A 5,222-nucleotide genomic window follows, 5' to 3' on the forward strand; every position below is an offset into this window, starting at 1 on the left:
AGCAGAATGACGAATGGGCGGTCCAGCGCGCCCGCTACATGACGCTGGAAACCATCGCCCCGCTGGGCAATGATCCCCTCATCAGCATGCCCGCCGCGGCATCCTGATCAGCAAGGCCCGCGCCGAAAGCACGGCGACCGCCAGCGCCACCTACACCACTTGGTGGGACACGATCCCCATCGGGCGCGACACGCGACCGAATCTCTTCCGGGTTTTTCTTCATCGTTACCACTAACTACGATTCTTCCGATTCTGCAACCCTTTAGGTCACTGGTCACGGAAAGCACCATTTCCTAGGCATACCAATAACGTTGATACGTTTTTACGTATCAACGTTATTGCGTTCGATAGCGCGGTATAGCGTTGCACGATGCACGCCCATGAGCCCGTCAACTTCCACAACCGGCCTGTTCTCCTGGTCAATGAGCTGGCGGGCGTGCGTGATCTGCTCGGCCGACAGGGCAGGGGAGGGGCCGAACCGGACACCTCGGGCCTTCGCTGCGATCCGGCCGGCGCTTGTGCTCTCCACAATCAAGGATCGCTCGAAATCTGCGATGCCCGCGAACACGGTCAGCACCATGCGGCCGACTGGCGTCGTCGTGTCCGCCCACGGCTCGGCCAACGAGCGCAGGCCAGCGCCAGCCTCTTTGATCTGCTCCGCGATGTTGAGAAGATCGCCGGTCGATCGGGCAAGGCGATCTAGCCTGGTGATCGTCACCACGTCGCCGGCACGCAGATGGTCGAGCATCCGCGCCAGCTCGGGCCGGTCGCGCTTCGCCCCGGACGCCTTTTCCTCGAAGATACGGACGCAGCCGGCCGCGCCAAGGGCGGCTCGCTGCTGGTCGAGGTCTTGGCCGCGTGTCGAGACGCGGGCATAGCCGATGAACACACGGCCGGCGTCGGAATCGGGTTGGCGATTCATGGTGTCCCTGTCGCAAATCATGTCGCAAGCATCTTACCACTTGGGACAAGACATGCGACAGGACAACCCCTGACTTTCCGGGGGCGGCCGATCTGTCGCGGGCTTTAGAACTTGCGCGACAAGAGCAATGAGGCCAGGGCGTATAGTGTCGCTTGACACAATGCATTACGCCTGCTAGTCACGACACATGAGAATCCGAAACGTGGTCCATAAGGGGTTGCGCCGATTCATCGAAGATGATGACGTCATCGGCTTGCAGGCGGCCGTAGTGCCGAAAGTCCGTCGCATCGTCTCCTTCCTCCAGGATATGGAGCGGGAAGACGAGTTGCGCACGGTTCCGAGTTGGAAGGCCCATCAACTTACCGGCGATCGGAAAGGCACCTGGAGCCTGTTCGTCACCAGGAACTGGCGGATCACTTTCCGGATAGACCAGACCGAAATCGAGATTATCGACCTCGACTATGAAGATTACCACTAGGAGGTGGCTATGAGTGCGATGCAGGGCATCCGTATGAAGAACCCCGCCCATCCCGGCGGTTTCGTCAAAAGTGAGATTATCGAGGCGCTTGGCCTTTCGGTGACGAGCGCGGCGCAAGTTCTCGGTGTTACGCGGGCGGCATTGTCGGCCGTGCTGAACGAGCGGGCGCATCTTTCGCCGGAAATGGCGCTGCGGATCGAAAAGGCGTTCGGCGTGCCGATGGACACGCTCATGCGGATGCAGAACAGCTATGACATTGCCCAGGCCCGCAAGCGGGAAGGGGAAATTAACGTCGCTCCCTTCAAGGGAAAGCCGCTCGATCCGCAAGCGGCTCTGGTCTGATCCGGCAACAATACAAATACAGCCGCGCCGATAAACCAAACAGCCTCCGGTGATCCCGGGGCGTTCATCGAGCTCGCCGGCGAAAGCCTGCGTCGGCCCCGCTCCCGCGCCGTCCTCCGAGATTGACTAAATCACTACCAGGTGACAACAAACAAAATCTAACTCTCCGGCGTCTCGGTCAGGTGGGCCGACATCATCTCGGAATCGGGCGACTTTATTGGAATGCGCGGTGTTCATATCGGTCCAGCACAAAAGCTCGTCTCGGTGATCGTGCCGACCCTGAACGAGATCGGCAACATCGAGGTGCTTCTGTCGGCTCTCGTCGCGCAGTGCGATCCCCGCACCGCCATGGAAATTCTGGTCGCGGACGGAGGGTCGACGGACGGCACCGTCGAACGCGTCCGTGCATGGAAGGGCGACGCTTGCATCCGTGTCGTTCCCGGGGGCGGGAAGCGTGGGCTCGCGGGCGACGTGCTCGCAGCGGCGAGGGAAGCTGCCGGCGAGATCATCGTCGTCCTTGATGCGGATCTTAGCCATCCCCCGGAACGGATCAGCGATCTGGTCCAGCCCATCATCGACGGCACGAGCGACATGGTGGTCGGCAGCCGATACGTGCCGGGCGGCGCTACGCCGGACTGGCCGATGTCTCGTCGCCTCCTCTCCCGCCTCGGGGGAGCCTTAGCTTGGCCGTTGACGGAAGTCCGGGATCCGATGTCCGGGTTTTTCGCCGTGCGCAAGGAGAGGCTGCTGGCCGTGGATCCGCAAGCCGTGGGCTTCAAGATCGGTTTGGAGATCATCGCGGAAGGTGGCGACCGTCTCCGGCTCAGCGAGGTGCCTATAGTCTTCCGCGACCGGATCCGGGGCGAGTCGAAGATCGGGCTGGGGCAGATGCTGGCCTATGCCAGGCGCCTACTGGTCCTTGCCGGAGGAGCGGTATCACTCGGGAACGCCACGCGATTTGCCGGGGTGGGCCTGATCGGTTTTGCGGTCGATCTTCTGGTCTTCCAGGTCCTGTTCGGGGCTGGGCTCGGTCTCATGGCGGCGCATGTGGCTAGCTTCGTGGTCGCAACGATCTCGAACTATCTCCTGAACTCCCGTTGGGTCTTCGCGCACGACCGGGGGGCACGAAGGGAGCAGGACTGGCGGCGGTACTCGCGCTTCATGACTATCTGCCTGCTGGCCTTCGCGCTGCGCGGCGGCGTGCTCGCCGGAGCGGTCGAGCTTCTCGGCTGGCCTCCCCCAGCCGCCATCCTGCTCGGCGTCGGGGCGGCTGCGGTCGTCAATTATCTCGGCACCGCCTTTTTCGTCTTTCCATCATTGCGTCCGGGCGTGCCGCTCGACATCCGTTGGCGCGTGGCAGCGATCGGGGTGCTTGGATATGTCCTGGCCCTTCGGTTGGTCTTCCTCGGGATCGTGGACCTGCTGCCGGAGGAAGCTTATTATTGGAACTACGCACAGCACCTCGACATCGGCTATCTAGATCATCCCCCGATGATCGCCTGGCTGATCTGGCTGGGAACGAGTCTCTTCGGAGACACCGAGTTCGGCGTCCGCATCGGCGCCTACGTCGTCTGGATCGCGACCGCCTTCTTCGCCTTCCGGTTGACGCGCAATCTAGCCGGCAAATCGGCAGCGTTCGTCAGCGTCCTTCTTGTCGGTACGCTCCCGTTCTTCTTCTCCACCGGCCTGTTGATGATGCCGGACGCGCCCCTGACCGCCGCATGGGCTGGCGCGCTCTATTTCTTGGAGCGGGCGCTGGTTGCCGAACGACGCCGGGCATGGTGGGGCATCGGGATCTGTGCGGGTCTCGGCATGTTGTCCAAATACACCATCGCGCTCCTCGGACCCGCCACGCTGGTATTCCTCGTGCTCGATCCTCGGGCGCGGCGATGGCTGCTGCGGCCGGAACCCTATCTGTCGGTCGTCCTCGGGGTCTTGCTGTTCTCGCCCGTCATCGTCTGGAACGCCCTGAATGAGTGGGCGTCCTTCGCCTTCCAGAGTTCCCGGCGCCTTCAGGGTTCAGTGGAATTCTCGCTCCCGATGCTCGTGGTATGGGCCGCGGTCCTATTGACGCCATGGGGACTGTTGTCAGCCTTCGTCGCCTTCCTCTCCAGAGCCAGACTTACCAGGGAAGCGGAAGAGGTTAGGGACTGTGTCCGGAAACATCGCTTCATCGCGATCTACACGCTCCTCCCGCTTTCGGTCTTCGTGGCGTTCAGCCTGTTCCATTCGACAAAGCTGAACTGGACCGGGCCCGTCTGGCTTGCGCTTCTGCCGGCGATCTCCGCGCTGATTGTTGCGACGCCGGGCAAGACTTCCCGGTTTCGGGAGTTGATACGACGGCTTTGGGTTCCGACGATCACGGTAACGCTCGTGATTTACGGATTGGGCCTGCATTACCTCGTCCTCGGCTTTCCGGGCGGGGGATTCGTCGGCAGTCTCCGGAGTCTGCCCGTCGCCTGGGAGGAGTTTGGACGCGAAGTGAGAGCGATCGAGCGCGAGATCGAGCAGGCAACGGACACGGAGTCTCTACTCATCGGGATGGACAAGTATTTCCTGGCGAGCCAGCTTGCCTTCTACGCTCACAAGGATCACGACGGCGTCCCCAACTCCGTCGGCCGCGGGGTCCTGGGCAAGGACAGCCTCATGTACGACTTCTGGTTCAAGCCGGAGGCGATGCGCGGGAGGACCGCCATCCTGATCTCCCTGAAGCCTTGGGATATCGAGGAAACTTGGCTCGGCAGCCGCTTCGTACGGTTGGGCGAGATTGCGGAACGAGATGTGGTCAAGGACGGTAAGCTGGCTGGCCGGTTCTTCTATCGCGCCGGCTACGATCTCCAGCCGTTGCCATAGGAGGCGGTGGTACGGCTGCTGCCGAGTGAATGCCGACTGGATGCGGATATAGGAAGGATTCCCCACGATCACGTCAAGCCCGCCCCGTGCCGTCTCGGCGGGAAACTCGTCGGACCATGAGAGCGGGTTGACCTTCTCGAGCAGTTTGGCCGGCAGTGCGCCCCGCGCGGCCGCCCATTCGCCTGGCTGACAAGGCTGTTGCCCGCGCGCGGCGTTCCTTCCAGCTCCGGTAGGGCCGGTGTGCCGCTGCGTTCAACGTAATCGCGCAGGCCGGCCGCGCCTTTTTTCCTCCATCAGCTTCACGAGAAGGCTGAACCGGGCGACCTCGACGGCATTGGCGTCAATGCCCACGCCCCGGACATGGGCCAGCAGTATGCAGCGCTTTTCCTCCCAGGTGAGCCGCCAAAGCCCAGGGATGTCCCGCCCGATGTTGAAAGAGCGCGGCGGGCGTGGCTCGTTGAGGAGGCTACATCCAGATAAACCGGGCCGAGATGGAGATGGGATCGTGTCCCCGGACGTGGTGTAGGTCGAGGCAGAGGTGGTCACCGGGGATGTTCGGTTAGGGTCTGGGTTGCGAACCCCAACTCCAGACCGAAAGATCCACCGATGACCACCGACATGATGAAC

4 protein-coding genes and 1 pseudogene are annotated in these 5,222 nt (G+C 62.4%); 3 read left to right on the forward strand and 2 right to left on the reverse strand.

Translation table 11 applies throughout. The features are described 5' to 3' along the window. Positions 1-322 precede the first annotated feature (322 nt). Complete coding sequence (locus ACO2RV_RS24820) at positions 323-922, reverse strand: recombinase family protein (protein WP_423296880.1); 600 nt, start codon at positions 920-922, stop codon at positions 323-325. Positions 923-1,109: 187 nt separating this feature from the next. Here ACO2RV_RS24820 and ACO2RV_RS24825 point away from each other — a divergent pair, with 187 nt between their 5' ends. From ACO2RV_RS24825 to ACO2RV_RS24835, 3 genes are all read left to right on the forward strand, one after another. Continuing rightward, positions 1,110-1,400, forward strand: a complete 291-nt coding sequence (locus ACO2RV_RS24825) for a type II toxin-antitoxin system RelE/ParE family toxin (RefSeq protein WP_423296881.1) — start codon at positions 1,110-1,112, stop codon at positions 1,398-1,400. A 9-nt stretch (positions 1,401-1,409) separates the two neighbouring features. Further along, positions 1,410-1,742, forward strand: a complete 333-nt coding sequence (locus ACO2RV_RS24830) for a HigA family addiction module antitoxin (RefSeq protein ID WP_151654216.1) — start codon at positions 1,410-1,412, stop codon at positions 1,740-1,742. A 222-nt stretch (positions 1,743-1,964) separates the two neighbouring features. Then, the gene (locus ACO2RV_RS24835; RefSeq protein ID WP_423296882.1) at positions 1,965-4,595 is read left to right on the forward strand and encodes a glycosyltransferase family 39 protein; all 2,631 of its coding nucleotides are present in this window, start codon (positions 1,965-1,967) and stop codon (positions 4,593-4,595) included. A gap of 36 nt (positions 4,596-4,631) precedes the next feature. Here ACO2RV_RS24835 and ACO2RV_RS24840 read toward each other — a convergent pair. Then, a pseudogene (locus tag ACO2RV_RS24840) lies at positions 4,632-4,751 on the reverse strand (Eco57I restriction-modification methylase domain-containing protein); the annotation flags it as partial. Positions 4,752-5,222 lie beyond the last annotated feature (471 nt).

The organism is Ancylobacter sp. VNQ12, assembly GCF_049445835.1.
In the GTDB taxonomy this organism is placed as follows: Bacteria; Pseudomonadota; Alphaproteobacteria; order Rhizobiales; family Xanthobacteraceae; genus Ancylobacter.

What these genes read in the sequence shown, in the direction of transcription:
- ACO2RV_RS24820 (WP_423296880.1), bottom strand. Translation starts at nt 922, where the DNA reads ATGAATCGCCAACCCGATTCCGACGCCGGCCGTGTGTTCATCGGCTAT.
- ACO2RV_RS24825 (WP_423296881.1), top strand. Translation starts at nt 1,110, where the DNA reads ATGAGAATCCGAAACGTGGTCCATAAGGGGTTGCGCCGATTCATCGAA.
- ACO2RV_RS24830 (WP_151654216.1), top strand. Translation starts at nt 1,410, where the DNA reads ATGAGTGCGATGCAGGGCATCCGTATGAAGAACCCCGCCCATCCCGGC.
- ACO2RV_RS24835 (WP_423296882.1), top strand. Translation starts at nt 1,965, where the DNA reads ATGCGCGGTGTTCATATCGGTCCAGCACAAAAGCTCGTCTCGGTGATC.